This is a genomic window from Allosaccharopolyspora coralli, assembly GCF_009664835.1.
Taxonomy (GTDB): domain Bacteria; phylum Actinomycetota; class Actinomycetes; order Mycobacteriales; family Pseudonocardiaceae; genus Allosaccharopolyspora; species Allosaccharopolyspora coralli.
The window spans coordinates 3,302,630-3,321,926 of the sequence record NZ_CP045929.1; the positions used below are offsets into that span (position 1 = coordinate 3,302,630).

18 protein-coding genes are annotated in these 19,297 nt (G+C 68.8%); 14 read left to right on the forward strand and 4 right to left on the reverse strand.

Annotated elements, in window-relative coordinates:
* Positions 1–30: 30 nt before the first annotated feature.
* The 5 genes from GIY23_RS15475 (at position 31) to GIY23_RS15495 (ending at position 4,702) form a co-directional block, all read left to right on the forward strand.
* Complete coding sequence (locus tag GIY23_RS15475; protein WP_154077309.1) at positions 31–999, forward strand: helix-turn-helix transcriptional regulator; 969 nt, start codon at positions 31–33, stop codon at positions 997–999.
* Between the two features lie 206 nt (positions 1,000–1,205).
* Positions 1,206–2,744 carry an MFS transporter gene (locus GIY23_RS15480; protein WP_222850174.1) on the forward strand — a complete coding sequence of 513 codons (1,539 nt, stop codon included), beginning with the start codon at positions 1,206–1,208 and terminating at the stop codon, positions 2,742–2,744.
* A 90-nt stretch (positions 2,745–2,834) separates the two neighbouring features.
* Positions 2,835–3,668 carry a TIGR03620 family F420-dependent LLM class oxidoreductase gene (locus GIY23_RS15485; protein ID WP_154077311.1) on the forward strand — a complete coding sequence of 278 codons (834 nt, stop codon included), beginning with the start codon at positions 2,835–2,837 and terminating at the stop codon, positions 3,666–3,668.
* 123 nt (positions 3,669–3,791) lie between these two features.
* Complete coding sequence (locus GIY23_RS15490) at positions 3,792–4,286, forward strand: nitroreductase/quinone reductase family protein (RefSeq protein ID WP_154077312.1); 495 nt, start codon at positions 3,792–3,794, stop codon at positions 4,284–4,286.
* Positions 4,283–4,702 (forward strand): MerR family transcriptional regulator, encoded by a 420-nt coding sequence (locus tag GIY23_RS15495; RefSeq protein WP_222850175.1) that lies wholly within the window; start codon positions 4,283–4,285, stop codon positions 4,700–4,702. Before GIY23_RS15490 ends, GIY23_RS15495 begins: the two co-directional genes overlap by 4 nt.
* Positions 4,703–4,946: 244 nt before the next feature.
* Here the strand turns inward: GIY23_RS15495 and GIY23_RS15500 are convergent, their stop codons facing one another.
* A complete protein-coding gene (locus GIY23_RS15500; RefSeq protein ID WP_154077313.1) occupies positions 4,947–5,249 on the reverse strand; it encodes a putative quinol monooxygenase in 303 nt (100 codons plus the stop codon).
* A 193-nt stretch (positions 5,250–5,442) separates the two neighbouring features.
* Here GIY23_RS15500 and GIY23_RS15505 point away from each other — a divergent pair, with 193 nt between their 5' ends.
* The 3 genes from GIY23_RS15505 to GIY23_RS15515 all read left to right on the forward strand — a co-directional run bounded on the left by GIY23_RS15505 (position 5,443) and on the right by GIY23_RS15515 (position 7,924).
* A complete protein-coding gene (locus tag GIY23_RS15505) occupies positions 5,443–5,670 on the forward strand; it encodes a hypothetical protein (RefSeq protein ID WP_154077314.1) in 228 nt (75 codons plus the stop codon).
* Between the two features lie 146 nt (positions 5,671–5,816).
* Positions 5,817–6,572: an EI24 domain-containing protein gene (locus tag GIY23_RS15510; protein ID WP_154077315.1), complete on the forward strand. Its 756-nt coding sequence runs from the start codon at positions 5,817–5,819 to the stop codon at positions 6,570–6,572.
* A gap of 32 nt (positions 6,573–6,604) precedes the next feature.
* Positions 6,605–7,924 (forward strand): M20 family metallopeptidase, encoded by a 1,320-nt coding sequence (locus GIY23_RS15515; RefSeq protein WP_154077316.1) that lies wholly within the window; start codon positions 6,605–6,607, stop codon positions 7,922–7,924.
* A 421-nt stretch (positions 7,925–8,345) separates the two neighbouring features.
* Here GIY23_RS15515 and rbsK read toward each other — a convergent pair whose 3' ends face one another.
* Positions 8,346–9,263, reverse strand: coding sequence for a ribokinase (gene rbsK / locus GIY23_RS15520; RefSeq protein WP_154077317.1), 918 nt, complete (start codon positions 9,261–9,263; stop codon positions 8,346–8,348).
* A 182-nt stretch (positions 9,264–9,445) separates the two neighbouring features.
* Between rbsK and GIY23_RS15525 the strand changes: the two genes are divergently transcribed.
* The 5 genes from GIY23_RS15525 (at position 9,446) to GIY23_RS15545 (ending at position 15,965) form a co-directional block, all read left to right on the forward strand.
* A complete protein-coding gene (locus GIY23_RS15525; protein WP_154077318.1) occupies positions 9,446–11,026 on the forward strand; it encodes an AbgT family transporter in 1,581 nt (526 codons plus the stop codon).
* A 54-nt stretch (positions 11,027–11,080) separates the two neighbouring features.
* Positions 11,081–11,776, forward strand: a complete 696-nt coding sequence (locus GIY23_RS15530; RefSeq protein WP_228717314.1) for a M50 family metallopeptidase — start codon at positions 11,081–11,083, stop codon at positions 11,774–11,776.
* A 204-nt stretch (positions 11,777–11,980) separates the two neighbouring features.
* Positions 11,981–12,886, forward strand: coding sequence for an oxidoreductase (locus tag GIY23_RS15535; protein ID WP_228717315.1), 906 nt, complete (start codon positions 11,981–11,983; stop codon positions 12,884–12,886).
* A gap of 189 nt (positions 12,887–13,075) precedes the next feature.
* Complete coding sequence (locus tag GIY23_RS15540) at positions 13,076–15,211, forward strand: putative bifunctional diguanylate cyclase/phosphodiesterase (RefSeq protein WP_187351901.1); 2,136 nt, start codon at positions 13,076–13,078, stop codon at positions 15,209–15,211.
* A 31-nt stretch (positions 15,212–15,242) separates the two neighbouring features.
* A complete protein-coding gene (locus GIY23_RS15545) occupies positions 15,243–15,965 on the forward strand; it encodes a hypothetical protein (protein ID WP_228717316.1) in 723 nt (240 codons plus the stop codon).
* Between the two features lie 47 nt (positions 15,966–16,012).
* Here GIY23_RS15545 and GIY23_RS15550 read toward each other — a convergent pair whose 3' ends face one another.
* On the reverse strand, positions 16,013–17,386 hold the full coding sequence (locus GIY23_RS15550; RefSeq protein ID WP_154078888.1) for an LVIVD repeat-containing protein: 1,374 nt from the start codon (positions 17,384–17,386) through the stop codon (positions 16,013–16,015).
* Positions 17,387–17,655: 269 nt separating this feature from the next.
* Here GIY23_RS15550 and GIY23_RS15555 point away from each other — a divergent pair, with 269 nt between their 5' ends.
* Positions 17,656–18,306 (forward strand): DUF305 domain-containing protein, encoded by a 651-nt coding sequence (locus GIY23_RS15555; protein ID WP_228717317.1) that lies wholly within the window; start codon positions 17,656–17,658, stop codon positions 18,304–18,306.
* Here the strand turns inward: GIY23_RS15555 and meaB are convergent, their stop codons facing one another.
* Positions 18,307–19,293, reverse strand: a complete 987-nt coding sequence (gene meaB / locus GIY23_RS15560) for a methylmalonyl Co-A mutase-associated GTPase MeaB (RefSeq protein WP_154077323.1) — start codon at positions 19,291–19,293, stop codon at positions 18,307–18,309. It lies immediately after the preceding gene.
* Between the last annotated feature and the right edge of the window lie 4 nt (positions 19,294–19,297).

Here is a 19,297-nt window from a genome sequence, read left to right on the forward strand (position 1 = left end):
CGTTCCGCGATTACTGGGATTCTTGCTCGTATGGGCGATACCGCTTCACGTCTGCTGCACTTGCTCTCGTTGCTGCAAGCTCGTCAACACTGGTCAGGCGCTGCGTTGGCCTGCCGTCTGGACGTCACTACCCGCACCGTGCGCGCCGACGTGGAACGGCTGCGGTCGCTGGGCTATGACATCGACGCGACGCCCGGATCGAACGGCGGATACCGGCTGCGGGCCGGAACGCGGATGCCGCCCTTGCTGCTCGACGACGACGAAGCCGTGGCGGTGGCAGTCGGTCTGCGCACTGCTGCGGCCTCCGGCGTGGACGGGGTCGGAGACCACGCGATGCGCGCTGTGGCCAAACTCGAGCAGCTCTTACCGAGCCGGTTGCGTCACCGTCTGTCCACCGTGACGGCCGTCGCCGAGACCGTGCCCGCCGAGCGAGATCCTGTTGCGTGTGACGTTCTCGCGGCGGTGGCCACCGCGTGTCACCGCAACGAGCAGTTGCGGCTGGATTACTGCGACCGGCAGCAGGAAAGCACCCGGCGACAGGTCGAACCGCACCGACTGATCCATGTCGGTGGACGCTGGTACCTGGTGGCCTACGACCTCGACCGCGCCGACTGGCGCAGCTTTCGGCTTGACCGGATCAGCCCCAAGACGCCGACCGGGCCACGTTTCGTCCCTCGTGAGCTCCCCGGCCCCGACCTGGCCACCTTCGTCACGCGCGGGCGCATGCAGGCGCTGTGGAACTATCGCGCCCGGGTCACCGTGCACGCTCCTGCCGAGACCGTCGCCGGTCGGATACCCACCGGAATCTGGACCGTGCAGCCACTCGACGCGCACGCCAGCCAACTCGACGCCGGGGCCCACACCGCCGAACTTCTCGCCGCCTACCTCGGCGCGCTCGGACTGGACTTCTCGATCGACCCCGAACAGGCGCCCGAACTCGCCGAAGCCGCAGCAACGCTCGCCCGGCGCTACGCAGCGGCCGCGCCTCGAACCCCTTGACGCGGACCGGGAATCGGTCATTGTCGTAGCCATCGTTCCGGGTCCACTTGACCTCCAGTTTGGTGGAAGTTCTAGCCTTTCCCGGGACTCGCACTGGGCTCTGTCCACAGGCGACCAGTAGCACTGGCACCGCGTGTCAACGTGGCGATGATACCGCTCGACCGCGCATGGAACGGCTCGGACAGTCGACCGGAAGAAAGGCATTGATGACGATGGACAGGACGCTAGTTCGGGCCGGACGGCGGGAATGGTGGGGGCTGGTGGTCCTCGGGCTGCCGACGCTGCTCGTGTCGATGGACGCGAGCATTCTGTTGTTGGCACTGCCCCGGATCAGCGCACAGCTTGATCCCTCCAGCAGCGAGCTGCTCTGGATCGTCGACATCTACACCTTCGTCATCGCGGGCACACTGGTGACGGCAGGGACGCTCGGCGATCGCATCGGCAGGCGACGACTGCTGCTGATCGGCGCCGCGTGCTTCGCGGCAGTGTCGGTACTCGCCGCGTTCTCCACGAGCGGACTCATGCTCGTTGCCGCACGCGGCCTGCTCGGGCTCGCTGGAGCGACGCTGATGCCGTCGACCCTGGCGCTGCTGACGACGATGTTCACCGTGCCTGCACAGCGCGCGCGGGCGATCGCTGTCTGGATGAGCTGCTTTTCGGCCGGGGTCGCGCTGGGCCCGGTCGTGGGGGGATTGCTCGTTCAGTGGTTCTGGTGGGGCGCAGTGTTCCTCGCAGGCGTTCCGATCATGGCGCTGTTGTTGGTTCTGGCCCCCCGCGTCCTTCCGGAGCATCGCGAACCGAACGCGGGCCGCCTGGATCCGGCAAGCGTGCTTCTCTCGCTGATCGCAGTGATGGGTGTGATCTACGGCCTCAAGGAACTCGCGACAGGCGGCAAGGCGTCGACAGCGTTGATCGCCGTCTCGGCCGGAGTGGCTGGGGGCGTCGTGTTCGCTCGGCGCCAGCTCACCCTCGCCCAACCGCTCGTGGACCTGCGTTTGTTCGCCAACCGCATTTTCACCACTGGCATGCTCACCCTGCTGATGGGACTGCTGACCACTGCCGGGATCCAGATCTTCGTTACCCAGTACTTGCAGATCGTGCTCGGTCTCTCGCCGTTGGCGGCGGGTGTGTGGATGGTGCCGCAGGCGCTGGCAGTCATCGTCGGTACGCAGCTGTCGCCCTGGCTCGCCGCACGGGTCCGTGTCGCCTCCATCGTGGCGGGCGGCCTCGTCGTCAGCGGGCTCGGCTTTCTCGTCCTCACGCAGATCGGCGGGACACTCGCCGTGGCGGTGGTCGTCCTCGGCAACGTCGTCATCAGCCTCGGGATCGCGCCACTCATGGCGCTGAGCGCCGAGCTCGTGGTCGGCAGCGTGCCCGAAGGCAAGACAGGGAACGCCTCCGCACTCAACGAGACCTTCGGCGAGCTCGGGGCAGCGCTCGGTGTCGCCTTGCTCGGCAGCCTGGGAACCGCGCTCTACCGCACCCGGATGGCCGACACCGCCTCCGATCTCCCTCCTGGGGCGCGCGCTGAAGCGGGCGACACGGTCGGGGGTGCGGCCGCCGTCGGCGAACGTTTACCGGCGGACGAGGGCACGCTCGTGCTCGACGCCGCTCGGGCCGCGTTCACGGACACGGTGCAGACCGTGTCGATCGTGGCCGCCGTCGTGACCTTCGCCCTGTCCGCGCTGGTGTTCCGGGCACTTCGCGAGGTGCGAACAGAAGACCGGTCGCACGCCTTGAGCTGACTCGGGGTCAAGGCCATCGCGCTCGTTGACTTCGAGTGCGGTTGAGCTTCTAGCGTCAGGTCAACCGGGAAACACGATCCAGGGGGCGAGATGACGAAGATTGACTTCGGGCCGGTGGGGGTGGCACTGAACGTGTCAGACGACGACTCGTATGTCGCTGAGGCGGCCGAGTTGGAGACGCTCGGGTATTCGTCGGTGTGGCTGCCGGGCGGAGAGTTGGACTCGCTCGAGCGCCTCGCTGATCTCCTTGCCGCGACCAGGACTGTGCCGGTCGCGCCGGCCATCATTCCGCCCGATGTGTACGCCGACGATGCGGTGGCCGCGGTCTACGCTCGGCTCGAGCGAACCCACCCGGGGCGATTCATCGTGGGCCTAGGGAGCCCGCACCGCCCGCGACAGTTGCGGGCCCTCAACGACTATCTTGACCGACTGGACGCGGCTGACCCGCCGGTGCCGGCCGAGCGGCGCATCCTCGCAGCGTTGGGGCCCCGCAATCTCGAACTCGCCCGCGATCGGGCGGCCGGGGCGGTGCCGCTGCTCGTCACACCCGGCTACACAGCCTGGGCACGCGAGATCCTGGGTGCGGAGTCCACTTTGGTCGTCTATCAGCTCGCGGTCGCCGATACCGACCCGCACCGAGCCCGCCGAACTGCGCGCGAACCGACGCTGCGGGGACTCCTCGGCGTGGGCGGGTATGCGGACAACGCGCGACGGATGGGGTTCAGCGATCAGGACATCGCCGAGCTCAGCGACCGGCTCGTCGACGGGCTGATCGGTTGGGGCGACGAAACGGCGATCGCCGGGCGTGTACAGGACCATCTGAACAGCGGCGCCGACCACGTGGTGCTCGGCGACGACGACCAGCCCGGTGCGATCGAAGTGGCACGGCAACTCGCTCCCCGGTTGGCGAAGACGGCCGGGTGAACACGTTCGGGTTGTGGCCTGTCCTCAACCTCGACCGTTCGGCCCAGACGAGCGAGTGGACCACCCGTGGGTCGCCGCTGTGGATTGACCTTGACACTAATGTCAGGGCGTTAACTTGGCCCGATGGGCGCTCAGATCAACAGCTGGGACGACCGCATCGTCGCCGAGTTTCGAGCCCATGGCGGGTACGTGGAGTGGAGCAGTGAGGACGACCTCGCTGCGGGGCGCCCGATCCCGCCTCGGCCGCCGGGTTTCGACCAGCGCCAGGGTGTGCCGATCATCCTGGTACACCACATCGGAGCCAAGACCGGGCGTCAGCGGGTGAACCCGATGATGTACCAGTCAGTCGGGAACGCGTTCGCCGTCTTCGCCACCTACGGTGGCAGTCCGCGCCATCCGGGGTGGTTTCGCAATCTGTTGGCGCACCCCCGGACCACGGTCGAGGTGGACGGGCAAAGCGTCCCGGTTCTCGCTCGGGTCACCGAGGGTGCGGAGCGTGAGCGAATCTGGGGCCGACAGGTCGCGTTCATGCCGGCGTTCGCAGAGTTCGAGGCAGCCGCGGCCAGGCAGATCCCGGTTGTCGTGTTGGAACGTCTTCAGCACCATCCGAGACTATGACTGCACTGCCCGACCACGGTTGCTCGAGCGCCGACGACGAGAGCCACGAGATCAAGATCGGTGAGCTCGCTCGCCGCACCGGGGTCAGCACCCGCTCGCTCCGGTACTACGAACAGCGCGGCCTGCTGACCGCGCGCCGCGACCACAACGGATACCGTCGCTACAGCACCGACGCCGTCGACCTTGTGCTCAACCTGCGTCGTCTGCTCAAGTCTGGCCTGTCTGTGGCCGACGTCCACCGATTCGGGTCGTGCGTCGCGAGTCCTGACCTCGATTCGACTCCGTGTGTACCGGCGCTGGCGGTGTACGAGCAGCGACTCCGCACCCTCGACGAGCAGATCGCCACCCTCACTCATCTTCGCCACAACCTTGCCGCACACACCGAACACCTGCGTGCGCGGATCGAGGCCGAATGATCCTTTCGGAGCGGCCGATCGAGTCAGCGCCAGGGCGTGACCAGGTCGGTGAGGGTGTCTGTCAGGGCGGCCATGAGCAATGGCCCGAACGTGATGCGTCGGACGCCGGCGGCTCGGAGTTGGTCGAACGAGCCTGAGGGAGCGCCGTCCACCGGGTGCGCGGTGACGTTGACGGGGCCGGTGCGTGGTGGACGAACGGGAGCGTATCCACGACCTTTCACGCACACCACCCCACCGCTGCCGTTCATGCTGCGTCGTCCCCGGTCAGCGACCGCATGTCGGCGACGTCGTACTCGGTGACCGATGCCGCGAGGATGGCGTTGCTCTGGTCGTCGCCGGGGCCGTCGCCGCGGAAGGCCTCGACCGCCGCTCGCGTTTCCCAGCGCTCGAAGACGTTGATGCGGCCGGGGTCGAGCAGGTCGGCGGTGATGGCGAAGTCGAGGCAGCCGGTTGCCTGCCGTGCCTGTTCGACCACGGCCACGCAGCCCGCGAGGTAGCTCTCGCGCTGCTGGGGCTCGACGGTGATGTGTCCTGCGACGATGACCATGGGCGTGCTCCTCGGAGGTCGGGTCTCATGGCGGCGTGCTGGTGTAGACGCTCAGGTCACGTCGAGCTCATCGGGCTCCGCACGAGTCCGATCGCCTTTCAGTCAGCCCGGCGCGCATGCGGTTATCGTGGAGAGTAACCGGCCCGACACGCCGGGTGGCCGAGTTCGACGAGGGCGTCGGTGAGGAGTGGCGATGCAGGACGACGTGTTCCACCGCCGCTGGGCGGTGACGGAGGACGAACTGCTGCAGATGCTCTGGCGATGCCACGCGGGCGAGAGCCCGGACGTGGTGCTGCTGGAACTGCACGCCCGCGACCGGGATGCGCCTGCTGGCCGAATGCGGTCGAACAGCAGGGCGCCGAGGACGACTCGCCATTTTCACCACGACCGCAATCGCCACCGGCGCTACGCCGACCGCTGAGAACGCATTGTGAAACTGGGGTGGTCCGTACTGCCGCCCCGGTTTCGGAGGCTGCCGGGAGACCCGGAGATCGCATTCGCCGGACGGTGCGACACCGTGCCGGATACCGTGGCCGCAGAGACCGCGACCTACGGAGACCGTGATCGATGAAGAACCTCCTGGCAGGAACCCGTGCGCTCGTTACGGGGTTCGGCACGATCGTGCGGTCGCCGCGCATGCTGCTACTCGGCGCGTTGCCCGCGCTCATCACCTCCGTGCTGTTGCTGGGTCTGCTGGGGATGTTGGCGTACTTCGCCGGTGACATCGTGACGTCGCTGACCCCGTTCGCCGACGGCTTCTCGGAGGGCGTGCGCGACGCGATCCGGGTCCTCGCCGCGGTCGCCCTCGTCGGTGCCGCTGCGGTGGCGGGGTCGCTGTCGTTCATCGCGCTCACGCTGCTCATCGGCGGCCCGTTCTACGAGACCATCGCCGAACGCACCGAGCGTCAACTCGGCCTCGACACCCACGACGACGGGTCGGGGACGCTGCGCTCGCTCGGCCGCGGCGTCCGGGACTCCCTGAAGCTCGTGGTGATCGCCGCGCTCGGGACGGTCGTGCTGTTCGTCATCGGGTTCGTTCCCGTGGTCGGTCAGGCCATCGCATTGGTCCTCGCGGCGCTCTTCGGGGCCTGGGTGATCAGTCTGGAGATGATCGGACTCGTTTTCCAGCGGCGTGGCCTGCGTCTCGGTGATCGACACCGTGCGCTGCGACGGAACAAGGCGGTCGTGGTCGGCTTCGGGGTGCCCACCTACGTGCTGTGTTTGGTGCCGGTCGTGCAGCTCATCGCGATCCCGTCCGCGGTCGTCGGCGGAACGCTGCTCGCGCACCGTTTCCTCGGGCCTGCGCCCGATCAGCCGAGCTGACGGTGCCGTCCTGTCGGGATTACGGTGGCGTGGTGACCACTCATGAACCGGTGCCGCCCGACGATTCGTACCTGAAAGCCGTCATCGAGCGGACCGCGAACGCGGTCGCCGAGGCCGAGCCGCCGACATCACCGCACGACGGTTCCGACACGGACACCCGCGCCGAGGTCGAGCGGTGGATCCAGGCCCACGGCAGCGACCTGCTGACCCTCAGCCACGCCCTGCACGCCGACCCCGAGGAAGGGTTCGACGAGCACCGGTCGGTGCAGCGGGTCGTCGGCCTGCTCGGTCAGCACGGGCACGAACCGGAAGTCGGGCTCGCTGGTCTGCCCACCGCGTTCCGCGCGACCTCCGGCAGCAGCGGTCCGCACGTGGCGGTGCTCGCCGAGTACGACGCGCTGCCCGGGATCGGCCACGGTTGCGGACACAACATCATCTGTGCGGGTGGAGTCGGCGGGTTCCTCGCCTCGGCCGGTGTCGCCGAGCGGCTCGGCGGCCGGATCAGCCTGGTCGGGACCCCGGCCGAAGAAGGCGGCGGTGGTAAGGAAACGCTGGCGCGCCAAGGGGTTTTCGACGACGTCGACGCGGTCGTCATGGTGCACCCGTTCTCGCACGACATCGCCACGCACCCGTTCCTCGGCCGGCGCCAGGTCGAGATCGTTTTCCACGGGGTCGCCGCCCACGCGTCGGCGCAGCCGTTCATGGGACGCAACGCGCTCGACGCCGCCGTCGCGACCTACCAAGGCATCGCGGCGTTGCGGCAACACCTGCCCTCGACCGACCGTGTCCACGGGATCTTCACCGACGGCGGCGCACGCCCGAACGTCGTGCCGGACAGGGCCGCGCTGCAGTTCTACCTGCGCTCCGCCGAGCCCGCGCCGTTGAAGGACCTCGCACGGCGGATCGAGGCGGTCGCGCGGGGCGCGGCCGAGATGACCGGCTGCGGCGTCGAACTGGTGTGGGACGAGCAGCCCGCCTACCTGCCGATCCGGCACAACGAGGCACTCGCGGCTCGGTGGGCGAGCCACCAGCGCACGCGGGGCCGGACGGCGCTGCCTCGGGGAGTGGTGCCGGAGTCCCTCACGGGCTCCACGGACCTCGGCAACCTCAGTTTCCGGATGCCCGCCATCCACCCGATGATCGGCCTCGACGGCGACGGTTTGTCCTTGCACACCGTCGAGTTCGCCGACGCCGCCGGGTCGGCGAGCGGGGACAGGGCGGTCGAGGACGCGGCGCTCGGGCTGGCGATGACCACAGTGGACTACCTCGCCGACGCCAAGCTACGCGAGGCGGTCCACGCCGAGTTCGACGCCGCGGGCGGCCCCCTCGACGTCCCCAGCTTCTTCGCCTGACAACGGCGCGAACGGCACTTTCGCCTCGTCTGGTGAGGCGAGCGGCACTTTCGCCTCGTCTGGTGAGGCGAGCGGCACTTTCGCCCCATCTGGTGGAGATGGTGCGAGCGGCACTTTCGCCTCGTCTGGTGAGGCGAGCGGCACTTTCGCCCCGTCTGGTGGGGTGAACGGCACTTTCGCCTCATCCGGTGGAGACGAGGTGAACGGCACTTTCGCCTCATCCGGTGGAGACGAGGTGAACGGCACTTTCGCCTCGTCTGGTGAGGCGAACGGCACTTTCGCCTCATCCCGGTGGAGATGAGGCGAGTGGCACTTTCGCCTCGTCTGGTGAGGCGAACGGCACTTTCGCCTCATCCGGTGGAGATGGTGCGAACGGCACTTTCGCCCCATCTGGTGGGGTGAGAGTGCCGTTCGCCCCGGGTTACTGGGGCGGGGAGTGGACTTGCTCGGCGGTTGGCATGGCGGCCTGAGCGCCGAGGGCCGTCACGGCCCTTGCCGAGGCTTGCACCGCCCACCGCACCGCGTCGAGTGTGTCCGTTCCCCGCACGAGCGCGTCCGCCAGTGCGCCGCAGAACGTGTCGCCCGCTCCGGTCGGGTCGGCGACCTCGACCTCGGATGCGGGCACGTGCGTGTGGCTGTCGCCGTCGACGAGCAGTGCACCGTCGGAGCCGAGCGTGACGACCACGGCGCGCGGGCCGTCCAGGGAACGGGCCAACTCGGTCGCCTCGTCAATGGTGCGTGGCTCCGGCGCTCCGGCGAGCACACCGAGTTCGGAGCGGTTGGGTACCAGGACGTCGACCTGCCGCAGGGTCTCCTGGTCGACCGGGCGAGCGGGGGCGGGGTTGAGCACGACGGTTCCTTCGGCCAGCCGCACCGCCTCGTCGACGGCGTCCTCGGGGATCTCCATCTGCACGACCACGACGTCGGCACGGCGGACCACATCGCCTGCGGCCCGGACGTCGTCGGCGGTCAACCGCGCGTTCGCCCCGGGGCTGACGACGACGGTGTTCTCGCCTGCCTCGTCGACGAGAATGTAGGCGACACCGGACCGAGCCCCCTCGCTCTCGCCGAGTGCGTCCTGGCCGACCCCTTCGGCCCGCAGCGTCTCCCGCAGCACTCCCGCCGGGTGGTCGTCGCCGACGAGGCCGACGATCGCCACGTCGCGCCCGAGACGTGCGGCGGCGACCGCCTGGTTCGAGCCCTTGCCGCCCGCGAACTCGCGCAGGTCCGAGCCGAGGACCGTTTCGCCCGGTTCTGGTAGCCGTCGCACCTCCAGCACGTGGTCGACGTTGAGTGAGCCGACCACCGTCACCTCCGGTGGCCGCGCAACGGTCGACATCAGTGCTCCTCCTCGCCTCGGGCACAGGGACGGTAGTCGGCCCCGTGGTCGATCTCCAACTCTCGCGCATTCCACATAGGCCGCCCGAGTGGAGTTCGGGAGGTGAACGAGTGGCGTGTGGGGTTTCATGGTCGGCGAGTCAGCGGCATACTCCGCACGCTTGATCTCGTGGGAGGTGCAGGGTGAACGCCGAGACGCAGCGCAGCCGGGTCGATCGTCTCCTCGACCGCATCGAACGGATCGGCAACAAGCTACCGGAGCCGTTCATCCTGTTCGCGATCCTGCTCGGGCTGCTCGCGGTCGTCTCCACCGTGATGGCGATGCTCGGGGTGACCGCGCAGGTCCCCGGGCAGGCCGAGCCGGTGGTAATCCGTGGCGCGTTCACGCCCGAAGGCGTCGAGTTCCTGTTCACCACGCTCGCCGACAACTTCGTCGAGTTCCCGCCGCTGAAGAACGTGGTGACGATCCTGCTCGCGGTCGGGCTCGCCGAGCGGACCGGCCTGCTCACTGCGTTCATCCGGTGGGCGTTCGGTTCCGCGCCGCCGTGGCTGTTGCCGTACGCGGTGGGCGTGATCGGCGTGTCGGCCAACGTCATGTCCGATGCGGCGTTCGTGGTGATTCCGCCGCTGGCAGCGCTGGTGTTCTCGGCAGCCGGGCGGCATCCGGTCGCCGGGCTGCTCGGCGGTTTCGCCGCCGTCGGCGCCGGTTACTCGACGTCGGTCATCGTGACCAGCCTGGATGCCTTGTTCGCCGGGATCACCTCGGGAATCGCCGAGTCGATGCCGGATCCGGGGACCCCCGTCAATCCGGCGTCCAACCTGTACTTCAACGCCGTGTCCGCGGTCCTGCTCGGTGTTCTCGCCGGTGTCATCATCGCCCGCGTCGTCGAGCCCGCGATGGAACGCGCGGGTGTCTCCCGGGTCGAGGTCGACGACGAGGAGACCGACGCCGGCGAGGCGGGGAAGTCCCGCCAGGGCGAGGTCACGACGGTGGAACTGACCCGCGTCGAACGCCGGGGCCTGGTCCTCGCCGGCCTCACCGTGCTGCTGGCCACGGCAGGCGTGCTCGCGCTGGCTCTGATCCCCGGTTCACCGCTGCAGAACGACACCGGCGGCTTCCTGCCGGAGTCGCCGTTGTTGGACTCCATCGTCACGCTGGCGTTCCTGCTGTTCTTCCTGCCCGCGCTGGTCTACGGCATCGTCGTGGGCGCCATTCGTCGCAGTGCCGACATCCCCGCGCTCATGGCGAGGGCGATCCGGGACCTCGCCGGGTTCCTCGTGCTGGCGTTCATCCTCGGCCAGTTCATCGCGCTGTTCGACTGGTCGCGGATCGGCACCTGGGTGGCCGTCGTCGGCGCCGACGGCCTGCAGGCCATCGGGCTGACCGGATTCCCGGCGATCGTCGCGTTCATGCTGCTCGCCTCGCTGCTCAACCTGTTCATCATCTCCGGGTCGAGTCTGTGGACCCTGATGGCGGGCGTGTTCGTGCCGTTGTTCCTGCTGCTGGGCTTCGAACCCGGTTTCATCCAGGCCGCGTTCCGTGTCGGGGACGCCGCCACGCAGGTCATGACGCCGCTGAACCCGTACATGATCGTGCTGTTGACCTTCGTGCGGCGCTACGAGCCGCACGCCGGGATCGGCACCGTGATGGCGCGGATGGTGCCGTTCGTCGTGCCGTTCTGGCTGACCTGGGCCGCGGTGCTGGCCGTGTTCTACTTCGCGGGTGTGCCCATCGGGCCGGGAATGGACGCCCGGCTGCCGTGACATCCTGGGGCGGTCCCCGCCCCCGGACTGTGAGCTCTTGCTGTGGATGACCTCGTGCGCCAGTGGACGGCGCAACTGCTCGACTCGGGAAACGTGGTCTCGCTCGGCGTCGGCGCCGTGGCGTTGCTGCTCGTGCTGAACACGAGTGCGTGGCTGGTGCTGCGCAACGTGGTGACCATCGCCCACGAGGGCGGCCACGCCGTCGTCGCCCTGCTCAGCGGGCGGCAGCTCAACGGCATCCGGCTGCACTCCGACACCTCTGGGCTGACGGTCTCCACCGGCCGTTCCACCGGCCCCGGCATGGTGTTCACGCTGCTCGCCGGCTACCCGGCGGTGTCGTTGCTCGGCCTCGGCGGCGCGGCGCTGGTGGCTTTCGACCGCACCCGGCTGATGCTGTGGATCGCCGTCGGCCTGTTGGCGCTCATGCTGCTGGCGGTGCGCAACGCCTTCGCCGTGCTCTCGGTGGTCGCCACCGGCGGAGCGCTGTTCGCGGTGTCCTGGTTCGCCCCGCCACAGTGGCAAGCGCTGTGCTGCCTGCTGTTGAGCTGGTTCCTGCTGATCGGGTCGATCCGGCCGGTCGGCGAGCTGCGATCCAAGCGTGCCAGGGGACGGGCACCGGACTCGGACGCCGATCAGCTCGCGCGCCTCACCCGGGTTCCCGCTGCCGTGTGGCTCGCCGTGTGGTTCCTGGTCGGCGTGGCAGCGCTGCTCGTCGGCGGGCGCTGGCTGCTGCTCGTCCCGCAGATCTGAGAGCGTGATTGGGAGCTTGGGGAGTGGTCCGGTACCGCCGCCCGGAGCTCTCACAAAAACCAGTTCCCCACATGCGCGCTGAGACGCTGTCGTTGATCCGCGGGGGTGGTCGCTTGCCGCTCAGAACAAGATCAAAGGCAGGCACGGACCGCCCTGTGAACGGCGTCTCTTGCTGATCGAGGGCGGCTGCAGCAACATCACGGCGTGACCTCCACACCAGGCGGCGGCCTTGTCACGCTTCCCGGTCGTGACCCACTGACGCTGCGACGCGTCGGTTTCGGTGCGATGCAGCTCTGCGGACCCGGCGTGCTCGGTCCGCCCGCCGATCGCGCCGGTGCGGTGCGCATCCTGCGGCGCGCCGTCGAGCTGGGCGTCAACCACATAGACACCAGCGACTTCTACGGGCCGTGGGTCGTCAACGAACTCATCGCCGAGGCGCTGCACCCGTACCGCGACGAGCTGGTGCTGGCCACCAAGATCGGTGCCTATCGAGACCAGCAGGGTGGCTGGTTGCCGTCGGGGCATCCGGACGCCTTGCGTGCCCAGGTGCACGACAACCTGCGACGACTCAAGGTCGAGGTCCTCGACGTCGTCTACCTGCGGCACCTCGCGGATCGTGCCGGGGTGGACTTCGCGGACCAGCTCGGGGCGCTCACCGAGCTCCGCGACGCCGGGTTGCTGCGGCACATCGGACTGTCGAACGTCACCCTCGAGCAGTTCGAGCGTGCGCGCGGGCTGACCGACGTCTCGGTCGTGCAGAACCTCTACAACGTGGTCAACCGCAGCGACGCCGCACTCCTGACGCGGACCGCCGAGTGCGGCATGGGCTTCGTGCCGTTCTTCCCGCTGGGTTCGGGCTTCCAGGACAGTCGCGCCCGTGGACACAGTGTGCTCGCCGGGGTCGCCGACCGGCACGAAGCGACCTCAGCGCAGATCTCGCTGGCCTGGCTGTTGCAGACCGCGCCGCACGTGGTGCTCATCCCCGGCACCACCTCGCCCTCGCATCTGGAGGAGAACACCTCCGTGGGCGACATTGAGCTGACGCCGGACGACGTCGCCGCACTCGACGCGCTCGTCGCGGACGGCGACACGCTTGAGCCTGCGCATTGACGGCGGACGCCGACTGACCGTGACGGTCAGCTCCGACGTCGTCCAGCTCGGGGAGGGTTTGCATCACCCAGTAGTCTTACGCACACGCATCGGTACTACGGAGAGGTGGAACGTCGCACGCTCGTACCGTCCGGAGGCGGGGCTCTCGGCGGTGGGGTGGACGACGGTCTCGACGCCCGGATTGGCGGCATGAACCGAGAACCAGGAACGGCCCCCGCGTTGTCCGACGAGCAGTCGCGCACCGAGTTCGCCCGCGCCTGGGCGGGCACGCTCGCGGCCGGTGCCTGCCTGTCGCACTCGACCGCCGAGGTCGAGCAGCGCCTGCGTGAGGTGGTCGACGACCTCGCCGAAACCGCCCCGCACGAATGGGACACCGCAGGTCAGCGCATCGGTCGTGCTCTCGTCGAGGTGCACGCCGTCGGCGGAACGGGCCTCGCGGACACACTCGACCTGCTCCGCGCGTGGCTGCTCGAGGACGCCACCGACGCGGAAGCCCTCGAGCGAGTGTTCACGCTCGTGTCCGCGGTCGCGGCCGCGTACGCGGCGGCCGATCGGGAGAGCGTGTTCGCCCAGCAGGAAACCGTCGCGAGTGCGCTGTGGGAGTCCATGCAGCATGCGCAGCGCGAACGAGAGTTCAGCGAACGGCGTTTCCGTGAGGTGTTCACCGCCGCCCCGATCGGGGTGGCGATCTGCGAGCTCGACGGCTCGATCACCGAGGTCAACCTCGCTTTCCAGGACATCCTCGGCAGGCTCGACGACGAGCTGGTCGGAAGCCGGATGCATGGTCTCTTCCATGCCGACGACCGCGACTACCTCGCCGCCGTCTACGCGGACCTCGTGCACGGCGGCTCGTTCCGGCTGCGGGAGCCCCGGCGGCTCATGCGCGGCGACGGCGACGCGGTCTGGACCTACCTCGCGGTGTCGGTGCTCTACGGCGACGATGCGACGCCGCGCGGGCTCATCACCATGGTCGAGGACATCAGCGAACTCACGCATCTGCAGGAACGACTCCAGTACCAGGCGCTGCACGATGCCATGACCGGGTTGCCGAACCGGCAGTTCTTCCGTACGCAGCTGGAGACGACCCTGGCGAACGCCGCGCCGGGGTCCGCCGTGACGCTGTACCACCTCGGCCTCGACGGCTTCGCGCTCATCAACGACGGTCTGGGGTTCGAGGTCGGCGACACCGTCGTCAGGGTGGTCGCCAAGCGGTTGGCGACCCTCGCGAGTGAACAGGGCGCGTTGCTGGCACGGCTCGGCGGCACGGAGTTCGCGCTGCTCGTGGTGGGCGACTCGGTGCAACCCGGCGTCGCGCCGTTCGCCGCACACATCAACGACGTGCTCGCGGAGCCGATCACGGTCGCCGACACCGGCATCGCGACGTCGGCGAGCATCGGGGTCGTGACGCGCGCCGTCGACGACGAGGAGCCCGCCGATCTGCTGTGGGCCTCCGACGTGGCGTTGCGGTGGGCCGAAGACGCGGGCAAGCGGCAGTGGGCGATGTTCGACCCGGACCGCGCCCCCCACGAGCGCACCGACGCCCGTCTCGCCGCGATGATGCCGGGGGCCCTGGCAGCAGGGGAGTTCGAGGTCCTGTTCCAGCCGCTGGTGAGCATGTCGGACGACTCGCTGATCGGCGTGGAGGCTCAGCTGAGCTGGGACACGGTCGAGCACGGACGGCTGGACCACGCGTCGTGCCTCGGGCTCGCCGAGCGCTCCGGTGTGACGCTGGCGCTGCGGGACTGGTTGCTGCGCAGCGCGTGGGAGCACGTGGGCGAGTGGCAGCGCGACGGCCGTCACGTGCGGGTGATCTTCGGGTTGAGCCACAACCAGTCGCAGGACCCGGACCTGGTCGCGGCGGTGCGGGCGGTCGTCGACGACGCCGATGTCGACCCGCAGTGGTTGCGGCTGTGCATGCCGGTCGCGGCGGTGCTGGACGAGGACGGTGAGGCGAGCGAGAACGTCCGGATCCTGCAGGACATCGGCGTCCAGCCCGCGCTGCACGGCTTCGAGGCCTCGCCGCGGGAGCTGCGGCGCGTGCGGGAGCTGCCGGTGCACGCGGTGCAGATTTCCGAGAGCCTCGTCCAGATGGTCGGGCAGCAGGATTCGGGACGGGACTCGCCGGAGTTCCTCTCGATCGCCACGGTCGTGTCGATGGTGCGGGACGAGGGCATCCCGGTCGCCGTCGGCGGCGTGGACACCGAGGAACAGGCGGCACGGTTGAGCGCCATGGGCTGCGACGTCGGTCTCGGGACTCGGTTCGGCGACGCGATCCTGCCGTGGGAAGTACCGGAGCTGCTGTCCCCTCGGTCGGAAACCGCGTGAACCGTGGGTTCACACGATGTAGGCTGTCGTTGTGAACCCAAGGTTGTCAGAATCCCGTAGTGCGATCCCGGAGCGGGTTCGTCAGCGCGTGGCGCCGGACGCGGCGGACATGGTCGAACAACTCACCGCGCGTCTCCGGCGCGATCCGGCGCTCGCCGTCGAGGACCCGGGTGCGAAACCCGCCGACCACGGCGCGGACCAGCAGTACCGGTGGCGGTCGCTGTGCCGGTTCCACGCGGCGCTGGCCACCGAGCAGGTGGTCACCGACGCCGCCGTTGCTCACGCGGGGCGGGAGGCCGCCGATGCGGTCTGGCTGGGCGCCAGCCTCGCCGACCTCAGTGCCGTCACCGGCAAGACACGGCAGGCCGCACGCAAGAAGTGGCCCGACCTCGGGTCCGTGTATCGGCGCCGGAAATGGCTGGCCAACCAGGTCGAGGCGGTGCACTACGCGGCCAGGCTCCTCGCCGACGCGGCCGAGCAGCTCACGCCCGCGAAAGGGGGTGCGGCGTACGAAGAGGCGATCGACAGGCTCGTGGACGCGTTACGCCGGAGTGAGCAGGCGTTCGGCGAGCAGGAACCGGCCGATGCGGCGGCACGATGGCGGGAGCTGGACGAACTCATCGACCGGCACGTGCGCACCGTTCTCGACCTGGCCGCGCCGGACCCGGCCGACGGCTCCGCCGACTTCGCCGCGCACGGCGCCACCGGCGTACTGACCTACTACGACATGGCCACCACATCCAAAGACGCGTGAGCCTTTTTGGTGGCTATAGCGACCAAAAAGGCTCACGCGCTGGACCGTCAGTCGCGGTAGACGGGCTGGGTCTGCGGGTTGAACTCGCGGAACTTGACCTTCTCAGCCGGGTCCGTTCGCGGGTCGTTCAGCTTGAGGACGTCGAGTCCCTCCTGGATCCCGCTGGAGTAGATGTGGCCGTTGTAGTAGTACGCCGACCACGAACCGGCGATCTGCAGATCCGAGCTGAACGGTGACCGGTCGAAGTAGGCGATCTCCTGCGGATTCGCCGAATCGGTGAAGTCCCACACCGACACCCCGCCCTGGTACCAGGCCTGAACCATGATGTCCTTGCCCGGAACGGGAATCAGCGAGCCGTTGTGCGCCACGCAGTTCTCCGAGTCCTCTTGGTTCCGCGGGATCTTGAAGTACGACGCGAACGACAACTCGTTGTCGGCCGAGAGGTCGTAGATCGCGTCCGCGCCCTTGAGTGGCCCGGTTTCGTCGTTGCAGGTCGCAGCGCCGCCGCCGCCGAGTTCGTCGGTGAACACGACCTTCGTCCCGGTGTTGTTGAACGTCGCCGAGTGCCAGAACGCGAAGTTCTCGTCGTCGCGAACCTGCTCGACGACCCGCGGCTTCTCGCGGTCGGAGATGTCGAAGATCACCCCGTCACCCATGCAGGCGCCCGCGGCGATGTCCTTGGACGGGAACGCCGTGATGTCGTGGCAGCCGGTGGTCGCGCTGGTGCTCGGCGACCCGGGATTACCGCCGTCCGGGAAGATCACGGGAGCGTCGATGAGCTCCGGCTCGGCCGGGTTGTTGCCCGGAACCTTGATGATCGAGATCTTGTCGTGCGGCGGCTGACAGTTCGGGAACTCCGCGCTCGGCGCGTACGACGAGACGTAGAGGTAGACGTCGTTGCCCTGCTTCGCCGGCGCGAGCGTGTGCGTGTGCGAGCCGCAATCGGTGCGGACCGACGACAGGTAGCGCGGCTTCTCCGGGTTGCTGACGTCGAAGATCTTCATGCCTTCCCAGCCGTTGGGGTCGGCGGCGTCGGTCTCCTCGCTGTCGCACGTGTCGTTCGTGCGCGGGTAGTCGGTGGAGACGAACAACAGTTTGCCCGAGATCGACACGTCGCCCTGACCGCCCGGGCAGGCGACCTGGCTGACGACCTTCGGGCTCTCCGGCTTGTTGATGTCGTAGACGACGAAGCCGTCGTAGTTGCCGACGAACGCGTGCTTGCCTTGGAAGGCGATGTCCGTGCCGTAGGCGCCGACATTGTTGAACGGTGGCTGCTTGGGCAGGTTCGCCAGGTGCTCGATGTTGTCGCTGTGGCTGACCTCGCGGTCGACCGACTGCTGGGCGACGACGGGAGAGTTCGACGGTGTCTCGGGCTTCTCGGCGGGTGGTGTCGCCGAGGCCGAGCCGACGACCACACTCATCACGAGGGCGAACGCGCCCAGGATCGTCGTGGTCACGCGGAATCTTCGCCGACGCTTCGGGGGGCACTGTGGTGTCACGACCGCCTCACTTCCGTTGTCCGGTTGTACCGCCGCGGCCACGAGTTCCGAGTGTTCCCGGTTGGTGGTACCGCGCGCGGTCCACACGACAGTATGTTGTGCGGGAGAGCGTGAACCAATAGTCCGAATAGGGCATCGTTGCGCCGGATGTCGGACGGTCGGTGGGAGAGGTGTGAATGGTGCGTGCTCGTGTGAGTGTGGTGACTGTGCTGGCCGCCGCGGTGCTCGCCGGCTGCGGTGTCGCGGAGCCGGAAGTGGTGAAACCGGGGGCGCCGGGGGACGAGCCGACCGTCGTCACCGGGCCGGAAGCCGGCGACATCGGCGCGAACAGCGCCCCCGGTCCCGCCGAGACGACTTACGTGCAGATGATGATCCCCCACCACGAGCAGGCGCTGGAGATGACGGCACTCGTTCCGGACCGGGTGCGGGATCCGTCGGTGCGCGGTCTCGCCGACCGCATCGACGGAGTGCAGGGACCGGAGATCAAGATGATGCAGTCCTGGCTGAACAGGCACAACCGTCCCGACGTTCCCGGTCACTCCGGCCACTCGGGACACGGCGTTGCGCCCGAGTCATCGGACGCGGCGGCGCCCGTCGAAAGTCACTCGATGCCGGGCATGGCAACACCGGAGCAGATGCGGCAACTCGCCGCCGCCGACGGCGCCCAGTTCGACCGCCTGTTCCTCGAGTTGATGATCCGCCACCACGAGGGCGCGGTGCGGATGGCGACCGATTTCCTCAGCAACGGCACGGACGAGCAGGTCGTCGAAATGGCGCAGGACGTGCTCGTCACCCAGACAGACGAGATCGCCACCATGCGGGGGATGCTCGCCGAGATCTGATCACTCGCCGCGGAACGCCCGCAGCAGCCGGTCGGCGGCGAGGCTTGCGGTGAGCTCCCCGGCCCGCACCTGCGTCTGCACCTCGTCGAGGATGTCGGTGACTCGCGGGTTGCGGGTCAGGTCGGCCATGAGGTGCTCGCGCACCAGCGCCCACGTCCAGTCGATCTGTTGGCGGCTGCGCTTGTCCGCGAGCTCGCTCGTCTCGGTCAGCGTCGCGCGGTGCTGCTCGACCTGGTCCCACACGTCGGCGAGCCCGGTGCCTTCCAGCCCCGAGCAGGTCAGCACCGGTGGTTTCCACGACACGCTCGCCGGGGTGAGCATCCGCAGCGCGCTGCGCAGTTCGCGAGCGGCTTTGCGTGCCTCGCCCTCGTGGGGGCCGTCGGCCTTGTTCACCGCGACGAGATCCGCGATCTCGAGCACGCCCTTCTTGATCCCCTGCAGCTGGTCGCCGGTCCGCGCCAAAGCCAGCACGAGGAAACAGTCGACCATGTCGGCGACGGTGATCTCGGACTGTCCGACACCGACGGTCTCGACGAGCACGACATCGTGGCCTGCCGCCTCCATGAGCACCATGGTCTCCCGCGTCGCGCGGGCGACCCCGCCGAGCGTGCCCGCGGTGGGGGAGGGGCGGACGAACGCCGCCGGGTCCGAGGCGAGCGCGCCCATCCTCGTCTTGTCGCCGAGAATGCTGCCGCCCGTGCGGCTCGACGACGGATCGACGGCGAGCACAGCGACCCGGTGCCCGCGCCCGGTGAGCATCGAGCCGAGTCCCTCGATGAACGTCGACTTGCCGACGCCGGGTACTCCGGTGATGCCCACGCGATGCGCGTTGCCGCTGTGCGGCAGCAGCTCCACGAGCAGCTGCTGTGCCTTGTCCCGATGGTCGGGGTGGGTGGATTCGACGAGCGTGATCGCCCTGGCCAGCACGGTGCGCGAACCGTCGAGCACGCCCTTGGCGTACTCGTCGACGCTGAGGGTGCGAGGCATCGGC